The organism is Enterococcus sp. HMSC076E04 (genome assembly GCF_001814285.1).
GTDB classification, from domain to species: Bacteria; Bacillota; Bacilli; order Lactobacillales; family Enterococcaceae; genus Enterococcus_B; species Enterococcus_B lactis.
The window spans coordinates 19,762-35,942 of record NZ_KV815604.1; the positions used below are offsets into that span (position 1 = coordinate 19,762).

The 16,181-nt window shown below is 35.8% G+C and carries 14 protein-coding genes, 1 tRNA gene and 1 other annotated feature; of the genes, 5 read left to right on the forward strand and 10 right to left on the reverse strand.

Going from position 1 to position 16,181, the window contains the following annotated elements:
* Positions 1-99 precede the first annotated feature (99 nt).
* Both HMPREF2961_RS08350 and HMPREF2961_RS08355 read right to left on the reverse strand, forming a co-directional pair.
* The gene (locus HMPREF2961_RS08350; protein ID WP_002318586.1) at positions 100-825 is read right to left on the reverse strand and encodes a DNA/RNA non-specific endonuclease; all 726 of its coding nucleotides are present in this window, start codon (positions 823-825) and stop codon (positions 100-102) included.
* 365 nt (positions 826-1,190) lie between these two features.
* Positions 1,191-1,261: transfer RNA gene (locus HMPREF2961_RS08355), tRNA-Gly, on the reverse strand.
* A 116-nt stretch (positions 1,262-1,377) separates the two neighbouring features.
* On the opposite strand from HMPREF2961_RS08355, the gene HMPREF2961_RS08360 reads away from it, so the two are divergent.
* Together HMPREF2961_RS08360 and HMPREF2961_RS08365 are read left to right on the forward strand one after the other, a co-directional pair.
* The gene (locus tag HMPREF2961_RS08360; RefSeq protein ID WP_002308449.1) at positions 1,378-2,130 is read left to right on the forward strand and encodes a threonine/serine exporter family protein; all 753 of its coding nucleotides are present in this window, start codon (positions 1,378-1,380) and stop codon (positions 2,128-2,130) included.
* Between the two features lie 15 nt (positions 2,131-2,145).
* On the forward strand, positions 2,146-2,625 hold the full coding sequence (locus HMPREF2961_RS08365; RefSeq protein WP_002326308.1) for a threonine/serine exporter family protein: 480 nt from the start codon (positions 2,146-2,148) through the stop codon (positions 2,623-2,625).
* Between the two features lie 261 nt (positions 2,626-2,886).
* Here HMPREF2961_RS08365 and HMPREF2961_RS08370 read toward each other — a convergent pair whose 3' ends face one another.
* From HMPREF2961_RS08370 to HMPREF2961_RS08380, 3 genes are all read right to left on the reverse strand, one after another.
* On the reverse strand, positions 2,887-3,663 hold the full coding sequence (locus tag HMPREF2961_RS08370) for a LytR/AlgR family response regulator transcription factor (protein WP_002333150.1): 777 nt from the start codon (positions 3,661-3,663) through the stop codon (positions 2,887-2,889).
* 264 nt (positions 3,664-3,927) lie between these two features.
* Complete coding sequence (locus HMPREF2961_RS08375; protein WP_002318590.1) at positions 3,928-4,770, reverse strand: TIGR03943 family putative permease subunit; 843 nt, start codon at positions 4,768-4,770, stop codon at positions 3,928-3,930.
* Positions 4,771-4,780: 10 nt separating this feature from the next.
* The gene (locus tag HMPREF2961_RS08380; protein ID WP_002295040.1) at positions 4,781-5,710 is read right to left on the reverse strand and encodes a permease; all 930 of its coding nucleotides are present in this window, start codon (positions 5,708-5,710) and stop codon (positions 4,781-4,783) included.
* 192 nt (positions 5,711-5,902) lie between these two features.
* Between HMPREF2961_RS08380 and HMPREF2961_RS08385 the strand changes: the two genes are divergently transcribed.
* Positions 5,903-6,256: a thioredoxin family protein gene (locus HMPREF2961_RS08385; RefSeq protein WP_002290876.1), complete on the forward strand. Its 354-nt coding sequence runs from the start codon at positions 5,903-5,905 to the stop codon at positions 6,254-6,256.
* A 73-nt stretch (positions 6,257-6,329) separates the two neighbouring features.
* On the opposite strand, the gene HMPREF2961_RS08390 is transcribed toward HMPREF2961_RS08385, so the two are convergent.
* On the reverse strand, positions 6,330-6,986 hold the full coding sequence (locus HMPREF2961_RS08390) for a redox-sensing transcriptional repressor Rex (protein ID WP_002290875.1): 657 nt from the start codon (positions 6,984-6,986) through the stop codon (positions 6,330-6,332).
* A 225-nt stretch (positions 6,987-7,211) separates the two neighbouring features.
* Between HMPREF2961_RS08390 and HMPREF2961_RS08395 the strand changes: the two genes are divergently transcribed.
* Both HMPREF2961_RS08395 and HMPREF2961_RS08400 read left to right on the forward strand, forming a co-directional pair.
* Positions 7,212-9,146, forward strand: coding sequence for an ABC-F family ATP-binding cassette domain-containing protein (locus HMPREF2961_RS08395; RefSeq protein ID WP_002314624.1), 1,935 nt, complete (start codon positions 7,212-7,214; stop codon positions 9,144-9,146).
* A gap of 194 nt (positions 9,147-9,340) precedes the next feature.
* Positions 9,341-10,954: an FAD-dependent oxidoreductase gene (locus tag HMPREF2961_RS08400; protein ID WP_070704539.1), complete on the forward strand. Its 1,614-nt coding sequence runs from the start codon at positions 9,341-9,343 to the stop codon at positions 10,952-10,954.
* Positions 10,955-11,603: 649 nt separating this feature from the next.
* Here the strand turns inward: HMPREF2961_RS08400 and HMPREF2961_RS08405 are convergent.
* From HMPREF2961_RS08405 to HMPREF2961_RS08420, 4 genes are all read right to left on the reverse strand, one after another.
* Positions 11,604-12,734 (reverse strand): 5-methyltetrahydropteroyltriglutamate--homocysteine S-methyltransferase, encoded by a 1,131-nt coding sequence (locus tag HMPREF2961_RS08405; RefSeq protein WP_070704542.1) that lies wholly within the window; start codon positions 12,732-12,734, stop codon positions 11,604-11,606.
* A 59-nt stretch (positions 12,735-12,793) separates the two neighbouring features.
* Positions 12,794-13,021 (reverse strand) — a binding site (T-box leader).
* A gap of 213 nt (positions 13,022-13,234) precedes the next feature.
* The gene (locus HMPREF2961_RS08410) at positions 13,235-13,936 is read right to left on the reverse strand and encodes a thioredoxin family protein (protein WP_070704546.1); all 702 of its coding nucleotides are present in this window, start codon (positions 13,934-13,936) and stop codon (positions 13,235-13,237) included.
* A complete protein-coding gene (locus HMPREF2961_RS08415; protein WP_227326314.1) occupies positions 13,933-15,366 on the reverse strand; it encodes a hypothetical protein in 1,434 nt (477 codons plus the stop codon). Before HMPREF2961_RS08415 ends, HMPREF2961_RS08410 begins: the two co-directional genes overlap by 4 nt.
* Positions 15,347-16,114 carry an ABC transporter ATP-binding protein gene (locus HMPREF2961_RS08420; protein ID WP_070704552.1) on the reverse strand — a complete coding sequence of 256 codons (768 nt, stop codon included), beginning with the start codon at positions 16,112-16,114 and terminating at the stop codon, positions 15,347-15,349. The genes HMPREF2961_RS08415 and HMPREF2961_RS08420 overlap by 20 nt, the downstream gene beginning before the upstream one ends.
* Positions 16,115-16,181 lie beyond the last annotated feature (67 nt).

The following is a 16,181-nucleotide window of genomic DNA, read 5'->3' on the forward strand; positions in this document are numbered from 1 at the left end:
CAAAAGCCCTCTTTCCATAAAGTATACGCTATATTTCTTTGAAAGTATGTTTTTACACAATTTTTTCATAAAGTTCATAAAAAATTCGAATTGCTGCTACTAATTTTTCGTTTTCGTTGCTTGCCCTGTCTCATAATTGATGGTGTAGCCATCTTGAACATTGTAGATAAAGACATTGAATTCAATTTTTTTGTCTTCAATGCTTTCTGCTTCCAACTGCACACCTCTTGCTACCAGTTCATTTCCCTCGAAATGAGGAGTGACACGATAGCGTACATGATGATTTGTTTCCTTGATATATGCCGCAATATCATTTTCGTGGGCAAGCATGTACGGAGCATTCAGCGAACGTGTCCCTGTCATTAAGTTTTTAATGTTATTATTTTGACCAGTCAACTGGAAACCAATCAAATGGCTGCGGTTGTATAACCATTGTCCGTCACTTAATTTCTTTTGTCTCCAACCTGTCGGATCAATATACAAAGGTTCTCTCTTTTCAGTAGGGAACAAGTCTTTTCCCAACATCGCATTGGCTTGTCCTACTCTGTTCAATTTGTCTATATTTGAATAGCTTTCCCATGTCCCTTTGGAAAGACTAAGATCCTCTTTTGTAAACTCGGGCTGATTCCCATTGATTTCTATTTCTTGATGTTTTCCATCATATTCTGGCACATCCGCTACTTGAGAAGCTTGCGGTGTGGAATCAAAAATGGTTGTAATTTGTTGGAAGATATCTGAATCTTTTTGTGTGGTGGAAATACCGAGTGCCCCTGCAATCACAGCAGCGACGATCCCCACGATCGCCTTGGTTGTTTTTTTGCTCATTTCTTTACTCCTTTACTAACAGCTCCCTAAATCTTAACATACGTTCCCCTATAAATAAATACTGGAAAGAAATAGAAACAGTAAAAAAATAAAACCAGTTTTTAGACGGCTTAAGAATACAAAAAAAGAGACGGATGCATCGTCTCTACTCAATCACAAAACACTATTTACAAGGTATTTATTATCATTCAAAAAATTTTTCTTAATACTCAAAACTAAACGGCTTCTGTACGACCTCTTGGTAAACAGTGTTCAAAAGCTTGCATCTGCGGTAATAAGTCCAACCAAATCAAAAACATAAGAGGCTTTTTTGCTTGACTATTCTTATTACTTGATGCAGGGCAGCTTTTTCACAACCTCTTTTAAGCGGGTGACGGGAATCGAACCCGCGACATCAGCTTGGGAAGCTGGGATTTTACCACTAAACTACACCCGCGACACAAAAACAGTATACGCCTCTTTCACTCCTTCCTCAAGTTTTTTTATTCTTTACGCTTCCGATATGTTTTGTAGTAAAATAAAACTAATCAATCAATTATTGGAGAAGATGCTATGACGGGAAAAGAATTAGATCTGCTGCTAGACACTTGTCTACTCGCTGGGAAAATCATGATGGAAAGCAATGCAGAGATGTATCGGGTAGAAGATACGATGAGTCGAATTGCTTTAGCTTCTGGAAATTTCCGTTTAGTCAGCTATGTCACGCAGACTGGTCTCTTTATTGGTCTTGATCGTACCTCGACCATTCGAATGGAACAAATCACCAACCGTTCGATCAATTTAGAAAAAGTAGTAAAAGTGAATGATCTTTCACGTAAGTATGTTGCTTCAGAACTAACATTAGAAGAACTTTACAGTGAATTGCAGGCAATCGACCGAGACCGTTCGTTCTTTCCTGTCTGGTTGCAGATCGTTAGTGCGGCAGTTATCAGTGGAACGATCATGGTGTTATTCGGCGGAAAGATGACCGATTTGCCTGTGACTTTAGTTATTGGTGGATGGGGATACGCAGTTTATCTGTATAGTTTGAAATTTTTTAGAATCAAATTTTTATCGGAATTTTTATCTTCTTTATTGATTGGCATAGCTGCTATCTACAGTGTTCGTTTTGGCTTAGGAAGCAATCAGGATTTAATTATTATCGGATGTGTGATGCCTTTGGTTCCTGGGGTTCAAATTACAAATGCTATCCGTGATTTGCTAGCTGGTCATTATGTGTCAGGGGTTTCTCGCGGAACAGAAGCGATGATGACTGCTACGATGATTGGTTTTGCGATTGCTTTTATTTTCCAGCTTTTTTATTAAGAAAGGAGCACGAGTATGGGCACGATATTTATTCAATTTTCTTTTAGTTTTCTAGCGACTGCGGCATTTGCCATTGTTACAAATGTCCCAAGGCGTTCATTGATTTGTTGTGGTCTTTCTGGTGCTTTCGGCTGGATGACCTACTGGATCTGTGTTCAAATGGGCGGATCTGCTGCTTTCGGGTCATTGCTTGGCTCTTTAGGAGTCGCATTCATCAGTGATCTTTTCTCTAAGCGTTTGAGAATGCCTGTAACGATTTTCAATATTCCTGGGATGGTTCCTTTAGTTCCGGGTGGTTTGGCTTATCAAGCGGTTCGGAATCTCGTTACTGAATCCTATCAAGAAGCAGCTCACTATGCGGTCCAAGCAATCATGATAGCTGGAGCAATTGCTTTAGGTCTCGTATTATCGGAAGTCTTTAACCATAACATCCGCAACTTCAAAGTAAAGCGTGATGCCATCATGTTGAAACGAAAAAAACGGCTTTTTAAATAAACGAAGTGTAACAAAGAAAAGGTTGTGACAGAAGTGATTAGCTTCACGAAATAAGACAGGATTCACGAAAATGGTTTCTTAAATTTTTGTGAATCCTATCTTATTTTTCGAAGAAACTACTTCTGGAACACTGTTTAGTAGAAGGGGTGAGATCAGCATCTTGGTCCGGGTATTAGAGAAACAAAATGGAAGAAGGAACTTGCATGATTAACTTAAGTCTGTTTACTAAAAAGTGAGATATGATCCTTTATTTTTAATTTTTTAAAATGATTCATTCCTTATCTTTTCTTGAATAAATTTCTTTAGTTTATCAATACTTCTCTTACCCATCTCTAGTTGTTCTCCATTCGTAAACGTTACTACTTCATTTACTCGGCTAATAGATGTAATGTTTTCAGTATTAATGATGTAGGCTTTTAAATCTTTACATAAATACTCATATTCCAGTGTTTTTTTATATTTTTTTATTGTGCCGTTTATGAGTGTCTCTTCGTCTTTCAATACCAAGCCTATCTTATTTTTATAGCCTGGCATGCTCATTAGATAAAGAATCTCATCGTAATGGATATAATGATCGCTATTGCCATAACGAACAGACGTCCACTTTTTTTTGTTCGCTTGTTGAACAGGCTCGTTCTCTTTTTCTTTCAATAAGTAACTTTGGATGTTTTTTTTATTTTTTTCATAAGTGAATTCTTTTATCAAATACCCGCTAGGCGTAATATTTCGGTTAATAACAGCTATTGCTTTATTCGGATGAGAGGTCAAATAAACAATTTTACACTTCGCGTTCTTTTCTCTAAGCATTTCTCCTAGTTCAATCCCGCTGTGATAAGCGTTTAAATCGATATCAAGAAAAAAAATATCCGATGAACGAATATCATTGTTTTTGACAAATTCAACAAACTGCATGACGTTCAATCCCTTGATTATCTCGAAATTCCAAGGAATCAGTAAATTTCTGGATTCTTCCAAAATATCTTCTATCATTTTTTCAAAAACCAAACTGTCATCCAAAATAAATATACGTGTTATCATACAAAGTACCTCCACTCGATATTTTACTATCAAAATCATTTCATACAACTTTTCAACATACATGTTAGGAATAAATTGTAATTCTCTTCACAATCTTTTCCAACACCTTTGAAACCGCTATTAACTACATTCAGCATGCAACTTCTAAAATAAATATCATTTTACAAAACATATCAAATAGCCAAATATCTCATACAAAAAAAGCCAGACAACCGACGTCCTTACACGTCAACTGTCTGAGCTATGTTCATTTATTTTTTTCTTTTAAAAAGAACGATACACATACTGATTTTTCGGAGCAGAGACTTTCTCTGCGTTTGTCACAACTACAGATGGAATTTCACGCTTGAATGGTTGATAATAGTCCGATTGGATGGTTCCTTCTATTTTATACCACTCATCATTTTTAACCGTTACTCCTTCAGGCATATGTGTTAACAAGCCAAAGACTCCTGAATCTGCCACACAATGGATAATACCGAATCGGAACAAGAAGACATCTGCATTGCTATCGTTCGGTGTTTGGTAAACAAATCCTTCGTAGCTGATTTTTTTGCCAATGAATTCGCTAGGGTAATTATAGATCAGCTCCATGACTTCTAAATAATTTTCATCTGTGATCTCGATAGTCTGCTTATCCCCATACTTCTCTTTCAGTTCATTCATTTGGTCTAAGTAGTCTGACTTGTTGAAATAAATACTTGTATCTGGCTTTAGGTATTGCGTCTGCATCTCCGGGTCCCCTACTGATTCTTTGCTTACTGGGAAATTAAATCCTTTGGCTTCTACGATCGTAGTATCCAGACTAACTGTTGGAAACAACGTACCAACGATCACTGGCAAAGCTAGCAGTACATAAGCGATCCCACGTTGATAAGGTTTCGATAACCCATGGTCGTGATCATGATCATGCTCGTGCGTCTCTTCCTCTGCTTTTCCGTTTTTGACCCACAAATACAGCTGAACTAAAGCCAAAAGAGCGGATAAAATCATCGAAAGAATAGCTAAATAACGATAGTGGACATTGATATATTGATCAAGTTTGCCAGAGACTTGCAAATACATCATCAATTCGAAATAGCCAGATAAAATCAAAAACCGCAGCATATTTTTCCTCCTAAATAAATAATGTGAATCCAACAACGCTAAGGGCAATCAGTCCGATCAGCGATAGAATAAAACGTCCTGTAAAATATCGTTTCATCATCAATAGATTTTTGATATCGACCATTGGACCAAAGACCAAAAAGGCAGCTACAGGTGCTGTGCCGAACAGACTTAACAATGAAGACCCGATAAACGCATCTGCTTCTGAACAAAGAGACATCGTAAAAGCTAATAACAGCATGATAATGATGGCTAAAATCTTTGTTGAGCCGAGCGTTAGCATCATTCTAGTTGGTAAATAAGTCTGCATCGCAGCTGCGATTAACCCACCAATAATCAAATAACGACCTGTATCAAAAAATTCATCGATTGAATGTGTCAACACATGCCCCGTTTGATGGAACAGCCGATTTTTTGACTCATTCTTATCACTGTGTTCTTCTTCATGGGCATGATGATGGTGATCTTCGGCTACTTTAGAGGAGATTTTTTCTTTCAATACAGCGTCTTTTTGAAAATAGGCAAGCCAGACACCAATCACAAGTGCAACAAAAAAGCTGCCTATCACTCGCCAGCTTGCCATCTGCCAAGAATTGCCAAATGCGATAAACGTGGAAAAAATCACGATGGGATTAATGATTGGCGCTGTCAGCATAAAAGCAAATGCTGTGTGGACCGGCACGCCTTTTTTTACAAACTGATGAACGATAGGTACGATGCCGCATTCACATGAAGGAAAGAAAAATCCTAAGATCGAACCAGTAAAAATAGAGAATATACGATTTTCAGGAAGCCATCGCTTCACACGTTCTGGGGTCAAAAATACTTGTAAGGCGCCTGAGATAAGACAACCTAATAGTACAAAGGGCAATGCTTCGATAACGATTGATAAGAAAATCGTACTCATCTGCAAAACCGAATTGGGAATAAAAGAAAACATGAGTTTCCTCCTTTTCATTTCTAGTTCATTCGCTTTGCAAATATACGCTTTTATTCAAAAAAAAACAAGTTGCTCTGTCAATTTTTACACAACTCTTATTTTTTATCGAAGCACTTCAATTGACTTTTTCTATTATTCCCATTAAATTAAGGTCTCGTACATATCACTTCTATCACAAAAGGGAGAATGAAAATGAAACAAACCACTAATTTGTCTGAAGTTCAAGACATACTGCAACAATCATCCGTTGCCATCGTTTATCTTTCGATGCCTAATTGCAGTGTTTGTCACGCTGTTCGTCCACGATTGGAGGAGCTGCTCACCCATTATGATATTCCGGCACTTCATTTGGATGCATTCGAAACGCCAGAAGTAGCTAGCAGATTTGAAGTATTGACTGCGCCAGTTGTTCTGGTTTTTCATCATGGAAAAGAGATCTCTCGGCAAGCGCGGTTCATCGACTTTAAAAAAATCCGGCATTTACTAGATGAACTGACAGCAGAAGATGATTCTCTTTCTTATGAAGAACTCTTTCGAACAGAATAAACATTATCCAAACAGAAAAAAGCGATTGAACAAGTGAAAGTTTTGCCTTCATTTGTTCAATCGCTTTTTATTTTTATTCTGCTGTATTTTCGGAATGCGCATTTGCGTCAGAATGCAAGAAATAGATCAAGGTTTGCAATTCATTCGTCAAATCAACATTTTGGATCAATACATCTGACGGAGCATTCAATCGAGCAGCGGTAAAGTTCAAGATTCCTTTGATTCCTGCTTCCGTTAACTGATTGACTACTTCTTGTGCTCTTTCAGCGGGAATCGTTAAAATCGCTACTTCGATTTGCTGGATCTTGATTTGTTCCGACATATCTTCCATTGGATAAACGGGGATACCGTCTACGATGCGTCCAACGATTTCTTCATTCACATCAAAAGCACAACTGATACGTATGCTATTACTTTGATGGAATTTATATTTTAGTAAAGCACTTCCCAAGTTTCCTACACCAATCAGCGCAACATTTGTCAATTGATCTTCATTTAATGTCTTCGCAAAAAAGTGCATAAGATCTTCTACATCATACCCATACCCACGTTTTCCTAATTCGCCAAAATAAGAAAAATCTCGACGGATCGTTGCACTATCTACTTGAACGGCTTCACTTAATTCAGTTGAAGACACTTTTTTCTTTCCAGCATTATTTAAAATCCTTAAATAACGATAATACAAAGGCAGTCTTTTAGCTGTCGCCTTTGGAATAATATGATCTTTCACGAAATGACCTCCACGTATTGTCTAATTACATCTTTGATTTCTCCATCATAGCAGTATTTATAGGAAAAAATCAATTCCATTGCTCAGATATTGTGAAATTTTATTCTTTATTCATTTATTTATCATTTCTGCAAATCTCGCAGTATGATGGAATTTATGGTAGACTACTAATTGAAAAATAGTTTTTTATTTGAGGAGAATTCACAAAGTAGAAAAGAGGATTCCATGATATTATTACAAGCCAATCAGATTGCTCGCCATTTTGGTGCAGAAGTCTTATTTGAAAACATACATTTAGAAATCAGTACAGGCGCTCGTGTCGCTTTAGTTGGCAGAAATGGCGCTGGAAAATCGACTTTATTGAAGATCATTGCTGGAATTGAAGCACCAGATGATGGAAAGATTGCTAAAAATAAAACAGCGACTCTCGGATACCTCGCTCAGGACACAGGACTTGATTCCAATGAAACAGTGTGGAACGAGATGCTGAAAGCTTTTGAACAAGTTAGACAAATGGAACAGCGGATGCGTGAACTAGAGATTTTCATTAGCGAAGGTACGCCAGATACACCCGCTTATACTTCTTATTTAAAAGAATATGATCGGCTGCAACACGATTTTTCGGATCGAAACGGCTATGGTTATGAAAATGAAATTCGTTCCGTATTGCATGGTTTTAAATTCGATTCTTCCTTTTATGACCAGAAAATCGATACTTTATCAGGTGGACAGCGTACACGTTTAGCTTTAGCTCGCATGCTTTTGCAACACCCTGACATTTTGATTCTAGACGAACCCACGAACCATTTAGATATCGAGACGCTTTCCTGGCTTGAAAATTATCTGCAAAGCTATACCGGTGCATTACTGATTGTTTCACATGACCGTTATTTCTTAGACAAAGTAGTCAATGAAGTTTATGAACTAAGCAGAAGAAAAATGCGCCATTACAAAGGCAACTACTCGAAGTATCTAGACTTGAAAGCAGAACAGCTGACAAGTGAATGGAAGGCTTATGAAAAGCAGCAGACAGAGATCCACAAATTAGAAGACTTCGTTGCTCGGAATCTTGTTCGTGCCTCTACCACTAAACGGGCGCAAAGTCGCAGAAAGACATTAGAAAAAATGGAACGTCTGGATCGTCCTCAAGGGGATGAGAAACAAGCAAACTTTCTTTTCAGTATAGAAAAACCTTCTGGAAATGTTGTCTTGCAAATCGAAGATGCCGCTATCGGATATGATGATGTCACCTTATCTGAACCAATCAATTTGGATATCCGCCGACAAGAAGCGATTGCTCTAGTAGGTCCGAATGGTATTGGAAAATCGACGTTGCTGAAATCGATCATCCACCAGATCCCTTTTATCCGTGGCAAAGAAACGCTAGGGACAAATGTCACCATCGGCTATTATGATCAAGGGCAAGCTGATCTGCATACAAACAAGACGATTCTAGCAGAATTGTGGGATGAGCATCCTACCACTCCTGAAAAAGACATTCGAAGTGCTTTAGGTGCTTTCTTATTTTCTGGCGAAGATGTAGAAAAACCAATCCCTCTGTTAAGCGGCGGTGAAAAAGCACGGGTTGCTTTAGCCAAGCTAGCGATGAACAAAGAAAATTTTTTGATCTTGGACGAACCAACAAACCATTTAGATATTGACAACAAAGAAGTATTAGAAAATGCATTGATCGATTACGATGGCACACTGCTTTTTGTTTCCCATGACCGATATTTCATCAATCGGATCGCGACAAAAGTCGTCGAACTCTCTGAAAATGGCAGTAAAGTCTATCTTGGAGACTATGATTATTATTTAGAGAAAAAACAAGAAGAAGAAGAAATCGCCGAATTATTGGCACAAGATGAGCCAGAATCCGCTCCTGCTCCTACGAATAAATCCGATTATTACCAGAGCAAAGAACAGCAAAAGCTTATCCGCAGCCTTCAACGAAAAATCACTCAGGTTGAAGAAGAAATGACGCGGATCGATGAATGGATCGATCGGTTGGAACAAGAAATGGTCGCGCCAGAAAATCTGGAAGATCACGTAAAACTCAATGAGCTGAACCAAGCTTTAGAATCAGCTAGACAAGATCAAGAAACAAAATTGTCGGAATGGGAAGAACTAAGCTTGGAATTAGAAGAATACGAGAATTAAAAGCCAATGGAAAGAGGTTGTGACAGCCCTGTTGTCATAGCCTCTTTCTTTTTTATGCAGAAACATAGCGAAACCGTTCTCTTTTTTCTTACTATTTTTCTCTACTGACAAAATAAACAATAATTTTCCGGCACAATTATTTGCTGTTTTTTGCCATAACATAGTACGATCAACGTAGAAAAGGAGATGTTTTTATGAAAGTTGTTGTCATTGGCGGTGTAGCTGGCGGTCCTTCATTTGCCACTCGTTTCCGTCGATTGAATGAAGCACATGAAATCATTATCTATGAACGCGGAGAGAATATTTCTTACGCAAGTTGTGCTTTGCCTTATTATTTAGGTGGTGTGATCACGGACCGTGACTCGCTGATCGAACGTACACCAGAAATATTGAAAACAAAAAACAACATCGACGTATTTACTAAACACGAAGTAATAGCAATCGATCCTTCCGCTAAGCGATTACTAGTTAAAGACCTATCTACAAATGAAGAGACAGAAACGGATTACGATAAGTTGATCATCTCTTCTGGTGCTAGACCAGCGTACCCGGATATTCCCGGAGCTTTTGAAGCAGAAAACGGCTTTGTCCTTCGCAGTGTAACGGATGCGGATCGAATTAAATCGTTTCTGGAAGAAAAAGATCCACAACATGTCGTCATTCTTGGCGCAGGTGTCATGGGTCTGGAATTAGCTGAGAATTTCAAACATCGCGGCTTAGACGTGACTTTAATCGATCAATTGCCGCAAGTCGCTTTCCCTTATGATCCAGAAATCGCTGATCTAGTTTATGACAAATTGCTGGAAGAAGGATTAACCGTTCATTTAGAAACAACAGTTACTGAGATCCGTGAAAAAGGTCGAGAATTAGTATTATCAGATGGCTCCGTCCTTTCCACTGATATGCTTGTCTTTGCTGTTGGTGTTTCTCCAAATAATGAAGTGGTGAAAGCAGCCGGCATACAATTATCAGATACAGGACAGATCATTGTTGATGACCAGTTACAAACCAATCTGCCGGACATCTATGCGATTGGCGATATTATCGAAACGACTAGTGTAGTGACTGGGCAGCCGATTCAAAGTATGCTTTCCAGTGCGGCCAATCGTCAAGGACACATGCTGGCAGATATTTTAAATGGTACGCCTATGCGCTATCGCGGATATATTGGTGCGGGTGTCGCAAAAATCTTTGATCATACAGCAAGTTATGCTGGAATGACAGAACATGCACTAAGAGCATCAGGCATAACGAATTACAAAACTGTTTTTATCACTCCTTTTGACCATGCCTATTTCTATCCTGGAGCTACAAGATTAAATCTAAAGCTGATTTTTGATGCAGATAGCGGTCGTATTTTAGGTGGACAAGCATTTGGAGAAAAAGGTGTCGATAAACGGATGGGAGAACTTTCTGTAGCGATCACCGGAAACTTGACAGTCTTTGATTTGCCTGATTTGGAGTTGCCTTACTCTCCACCGTATTCTACTACCCGTGACCCGTTGAATATAGCTGGTTATGTCGCAATCAATCAAATGACGAATATCGTAGAAACGATCAAAGCAGGCGATATACCCGAAAACGATTTGAAAGAAGCGTTCTTTTTAGATATACGTGAACCTAATAAAGCACCTTCTGGCAGTATCTCGGCAACAAAAAATATTCCAATGAATGAGTTACGAGATCGAATCAATGAAATCCCAAAAGATAAAAAAGTTTACATTACTTTCAGAAGAGGATTGAATACTTATACTTCTGCCCGAATCTTGGCAGGTTTGGGTATCAAAGCGATTTTGATTGAAGAATAAAAAACGACCGCGGTGGGTAGCCGCGGTCTAGGAGTTATTTTTACTTGAGGAGTAAAAATGAAAAAGTATATAGGGTTGTTGGTTGGTATGTATATAGAATAGAAGATAAATGTGTAGAAATTGTGCATTATTTCTTCACATTTATTAGGTTATAGTTTAAGAAAGTTTAAACATCCCGCAGTTTGGTTATTTTAGGCGTTTCTTTTCATAAAAAAACATGTTGTGACTCTGAGACAAATCATAGTCCATAGTGATGTCTCTAGAGTAACTACGCCTAATATTACGAGGCATAATATTAATTCATCAGCACTAGTACCTAAACTATCATCCCTTTCGAATATTTTTTCTTATATAATAAAGTTTGCTTTCACTCCTCTAATCTCACCAAATCGACTGGCTTGCGTTGTGTGATACTAGGAACTGATTTGTTTAGAACGACTTTTCTATTGTAATCATATTTTTCGCCATCCTCGTTGTCTTCTAATCCTTCAATGAATGATCCCTAATGTGTGTATTAAGTAATTTAATTTTTTTGTTCCTATTTGTTTAACAAATAAATAATATAAAAGGTAAATAAAAAAGAGTGGATTTCTCCACTCCATGAAAAGCCGACTTTTTGGGACGCTTTTTTTTGCCAAGCCTCACATTTTTATAGCCAAACTTCTTTTGCGACTTTCTGCAATAATTGGATTTTCTTCCATTGTTCTTCTTCTGTTAAATGGTTTCCTTCTTCTGTTGAAGCAAACCCACATTGAGGACTGATACTTAGATTTTCCAACGGTATAAATTGTTGTGCTTCTTTTATTCGTTCTTTTATCTTCTCCGTATCTTCCAAATCTGGAAACTTAGAAGTAACTAATCCTAAAACGACTTTACTTTCTTTGTTATTCCAATGTCTTAAAGGGGTAAAATCACCTGCTCGTTCAGAATCGTATTCCAAAAAGAAACCATCATAATTCGTTGAAAACAACTCTTCTGCAATGGGTTCATATCCACCGGAGAACAGCCAAGAAGAAGCGTGATTACCACGGCAGATATGTGTCGTGATCGTCAAATCTTCTGGTTTGTCTTCCAGTGCGTTATTGATAATCTCTGTACAAATATGGGCCATTTCTTTCGGATCAATTCCTTTTTGAAGAAGTGTTTCTCTTTTAGTTTGATCAGCTAAAAACGCCCAATTTGTATCATCGAATTGCAAGTAGCGACAACCTTTTTCATAAAAAGCATGGATGGCTGCTTTGTAAGTAGATGACAAGTCCTCATAAAAATCAGATAGATCAGGATAGATCTCATTGATTTTTGAAGAACCATCGTTAGATAGAATCTCTTGTCGTAAAATCATCGTGGGACTAGGGATCGTTGCCTTTGCGACAAAAGTATCATCTGTTTCCACTACTTCTTTCAGAAAAGCAAAATCTTTTAAAAATGGGTGGTTTGTATTGAAAGATAATTTATCTACTACCCGAATATTATAAGCTGGAGCTGCTTTCCCGTGGAATGTTTGATTATATCCAGTTTCTGGAACATAGCCTTCGATACCATTTAGTTCTTCTAAAAAATCAAGATGCCAAAATCCGCGCCGAAATTCGCCATCCGTAATTCCTTTGATGCCCACTGCTTTTTGATCTTCTACTAATCTCTTTATCTCCTGATCTTCGATTGTACGAAGTTCTTCTTTTGAAAGTAAGCCTTCTTGAACTTTTTTTCTTGCTTCTTTGATCGATTGCGGACGTAAGAAACTTCCGACATGATCTACTGTAAATGGTTTGTTTTTGCTCATTTCACTCACTCTTTTCTTTGTTTTTTGTAAAAAAAAATCCTTTTACTAGCAAATACTAGTAAAAGGACGATTATACTCGTGGTACCACCTTTTTTCAGAAAAAACATTCTTTCTCTCAGCCTGACAATAAAATCAGTGGTCTTGGTAACGAAAGACTGTTCGTTTTTGCCTACCTTTCGACAAAAAATCCTCTAAGGCCATTTTCGACAGTCAACTTCTAGCTTTTTACACCAACCAAAGCCTCTCTTGAACCATTTCCTGTCTACTTTCCTTCTCATCGGATACTATTAGAATAAAATTAGAATAGCATGTTTGAAAGAAAAGTCAATAGGGGATAAGAACAAACAAAAACTAATTTGTTATCTTTAGATCACTTCCTTAAAATAATTATACCCGTTTCAACTACATAAAAAGGACCTAGTTTTGAAAAATTTCCCATCAAAACTAGGTCCTTTTTATTATAGTTATGCAAATTTGCTGATTTCTTCATTATTTCCGTCTTATGAGGTTTTAAAAAGTTTTATGGTACGTTCTATATTTTCAGCTTCCTTATCCCCATATAAGATGCGTTCTACTTTACCATTTTTTATAAAAATTACAGCAGGAATACTTTCGACACCTAATTTATTATAATATTTTCTGAAATTATCAACATCGGTTTTATTTCCAGTAGTATCTAGGTAATTAATTTCTAGTTTTTCCTTTTCCAAATAAGAAATTAATTTTGGTTTATATAATATACAGTCTGGACAATTTTCTCTACCAATGTAAACAATACTATTCCCCTTACTATCCATGATAGAGTCTATACCTTGAATTGTAGTTGTTTTTAAAGGCTCCTGTTTAATTCTTGATAATTGAGTAGAACCTAATACAAGTGTAACCATTGCTGCTAATGATATTACCAAATAAACAGCTTTTTTATTTTTTTTAGCATACACTATTCCAAAAATCATAAATGCTAAACAAGTATATAAAAGTAATATTTGCCAAAAAAAGATTCGTGTAAAATGTATTTCTAATGAATTTTCAGAACCATTTGCAATTCCTGATATAGTTAACAGGTTCAATGGTGCCTGAAAAGTTGTTCCGTTTAAAAAACTATTTACTCCATTAGGAATTATCAACGCAACTAGAATTGAAAATGTTGCAAAAAATGAAACGCCGCTATATTTAAAGATGTCAAGAATTATTTTTTTCATAGTCGTTCTTTCTCCCATTTAGTATTAAATACGTGATTTGTTATGATAAAACCAGTAACAATAAAAATTGTTACTAATGTGATTTGGATAATACTAGAATAACTATTAAAAAGGTTAATTAAATAAGTAATCGGAAATAAGCCTAGTACACAAACCAATATAAGGCTAGTTTGCGATAATGGATTTTCTTTACTGTATGGAAAGAAAACACCCAAAATAATAGAACTAAGAGTAGAAGTTGCTAAAATTCCTAAACCAAAAAGGCATTCTCTTAAACTTGGAACTTTAAAAAGAAGCATTAATAAAAAGAAGAAAGAGGTAACAACAAATGTGCTGATGAACTTCCCTAAAAAATATTGACTTCTCTTAACTCCTAAAATTCTATAAAAACTTAACATCTTTTCATCTACGCCATAACTTAGAAAGCCAAGTGTACCTAACAAGCCAGCATCTATCTTAATAAGAATATCTAATATTGGAAGATGACTCAGTAGTGTAAAGATATTTAATCCTAATAGTAGAAGAATTAAAAGAATTGTATTTTCAGAGCGTAACAATAATTTCATATCTTTAAGAATAAGACTAATATTTAAGCTTTTGGTATTATTGATTTTAGCAAATACTTTTGATTGATATTCATTTTTATCTTGAATGGAAGAAAGCAAAGCAAAACTATGGATACAAGCAATAAATATTACTAATTCTACTAAAACAAGAAGTAAAAGATTAACAGAAAAGGTATTCTCTAAAATAATATGGCCTAAAAATCCCAAGTTCCAGAATAAGATATTATAAGAAAATGTTTCGTAATTTAGTAAGATATTTTGAATATTTTCAAGCAAAGTAACAACAATTCTCAATATAATAATCGTTTGCACCAATAAAGAAACACTTTTAGCAAAGGGAATTTTCATGCGTATTCCTAAAAAAAATAAAATATTATAAGACAAATTCATTAATAAAGTGATAAATATTGATTGTAATAAGAAAATTCCTGCTATTCTTAATGACAGAGAAACTGATATTCCATTTGTTACAAGTTGTGGAATGATAATTATAGAAAATAAGATAGAAGGTATTGCTACCTGTATGCTTAACGGAAAAGAATAATATCCAATATACATAGCTAATTTAGATATAGGCAACCTATCCAAGTTTCTTAAAATTTTAGATTCATCTGGATCAAGAAATTTTAAAACAATAAAAATAGAAAAAGTAAAGATTGATAGCGATATTAAATAGGTTAAATTTGCAGAATAAAGTATCTCTAAATTCCCATTTAAAAAAATAGATACAATATCATGTGTTAGAATATTTGCTAGTAAAGCAGAAATTCCGATTATGATAAAAACAGAAAGAAACATTCCAATTCTCTTTTCTTTTGAATTTAGAACTTGATTGATTTTATTTCTATATACTTTCGATAACATCGAAATAATCTTCAAGATAACAATCAATTTCATTCTCCCTTTCTTTCAAAAATGCCGCCTCAAGAAATGCCTCTTCTATTTTATTTTTTTTATATTGGGATTTGATTTCTTCAGGAGTACCACCTCCTACTACTATTCCACGAGTTAAAATTAAAATTTTGTCACATATTTCTTCAATAAAGAGTAAATCATGACTAGTAATAAGTATTATTTTCCCCTTGCGTTTAAACGAATCCACTATTTTTTTCAGAACATAAACAGCTTCGACATCTAATCCTCTACAGGGTTCGTCTAAAACTAAGACATCAAATGGTTTCATAATCATTGAAATAATCTGCAACTTTTTCTTCATACCGTGAGAATAAGAACTGATTAGCTTGTCTATATCTTTTTCCAAATCAAATATTTTTAATAATGTAATAATCTGGTTCTTATTGATTCCCTTATACATACTTTTTATAAATGCAAGGTACTCAAAACCTGTCAATTCCTCGATTAAGATAATTTCATCAGAAATATAGGCAAATCTATTTTTTATAGCATCATTATCAACATTTTGTCCAAATAAAGAAATACTTCCTTTGTCTTTCTTTATTATTCCGAGAATAGAATTTAGTAAAGTTGTTTTTCCTGAACCATTCGGTCCTGCCAAACAAAGAATTTCTCCTTTTGAAATTTGAAAAGAAATTTCTTTTACTCCATTTTCAGAGTTTTTGTATATTTTATTTAAATCATTAATAGCTAACATATTTTATCCTCTACATCCAATAGAATTGATTAAACGGGAGCGTCAATAATTTTGTGTAAATGGTTCT

Coding starts and splice junctions, on each gene's coding strand:
- HMPREF2961_RS08350 (WP_002318586.1), bottom strand. CDS start 825: ATGAGCAAAAAAACAACCAAGGCGATCGTGGGGATCGTCGCTGCTGTG.
- HMPREF2961_RS08360 (WP_002308449.1), top strand. CDS start 1,378: ATGACGGGAAAAGAATTAGATCTGCTGCTAGACACTTGTCTACTCGCT.
- HMPREF2961_RS08365 (WP_002326308.1), top strand. CDS start 2,146: ATGGGCACGATATTTATTCAATTTTCTTTTAGTTTTCTAGCGACTGCG.
- HMPREF2961_RS08370 (WP_002333150.1), bottom strand. CDS start 3,663: ATGATAACACGTATATTTATTTTGGATGACAGTTTGGTTTTTGAAAAA.
- HMPREF2961_RS08375 (WP_002318590.1), bottom strand. CDS start 4,770: ATGCTGCGGTTTTTGATTTTATCTGGCTATTTCGAATTGATGATGTAT.
- HMPREF2961_RS08380 (WP_002295040.1), bottom strand. CDS start 5,710: ATGTTTTCTTTTATTCCCAATTCGGTTTTGCAGATGAGTACGATTTTC.
- HMPREF2961_RS08385 (WP_002290876.1), top strand. CDS start 5,903: ATGAAACAAACCACTAATTTGTCTGAAGTTCAAGACATACTGCAACAA.
- HMPREF2961_RS08395 (WP_002314624.1), top strand. CDS start 7,212: ATGATATTATTACAAGCCAATCAGATTGCTCGCCATTTTGGTGCAGAA.
- HMPREF2961_RS08400 (WP_070704539.1), top strand. CDS start 9,341: ATGAAAGTTGTTGTCATTGGCGGTGTAGCTGGCGGTCCTTCATTTGCC.
- HMPREF2961_RS08405 (WP_070704542.1), bottom strand. CDS start 12,734: ATGAGCAAAAACAAACCATTTACAGTAGATCATGTCGGAAGTTTCTTA.
- HMPREF2961_RS08410 (WP_070704546.1), bottom strand. CDS start 13,936: ATGAAAAAAATAATTCTTGACATCTTTAAATATAGCGGCGTTTCATTT.
- HMPREF2961_RS08415 (WP_227326314.1), bottom strand. CDS start 15,366: ATGTTATCGAAAGTATATAGAAATAAAATCAATCAAGTTCTAAATTCA.
- HMPREF2961_RS08420 (WP_070704552.1), bottom strand. CDS start 16,114: ATGTTAGCTATTAATGATTTAAATAAAATATACAAAAACTCTGAAAAT.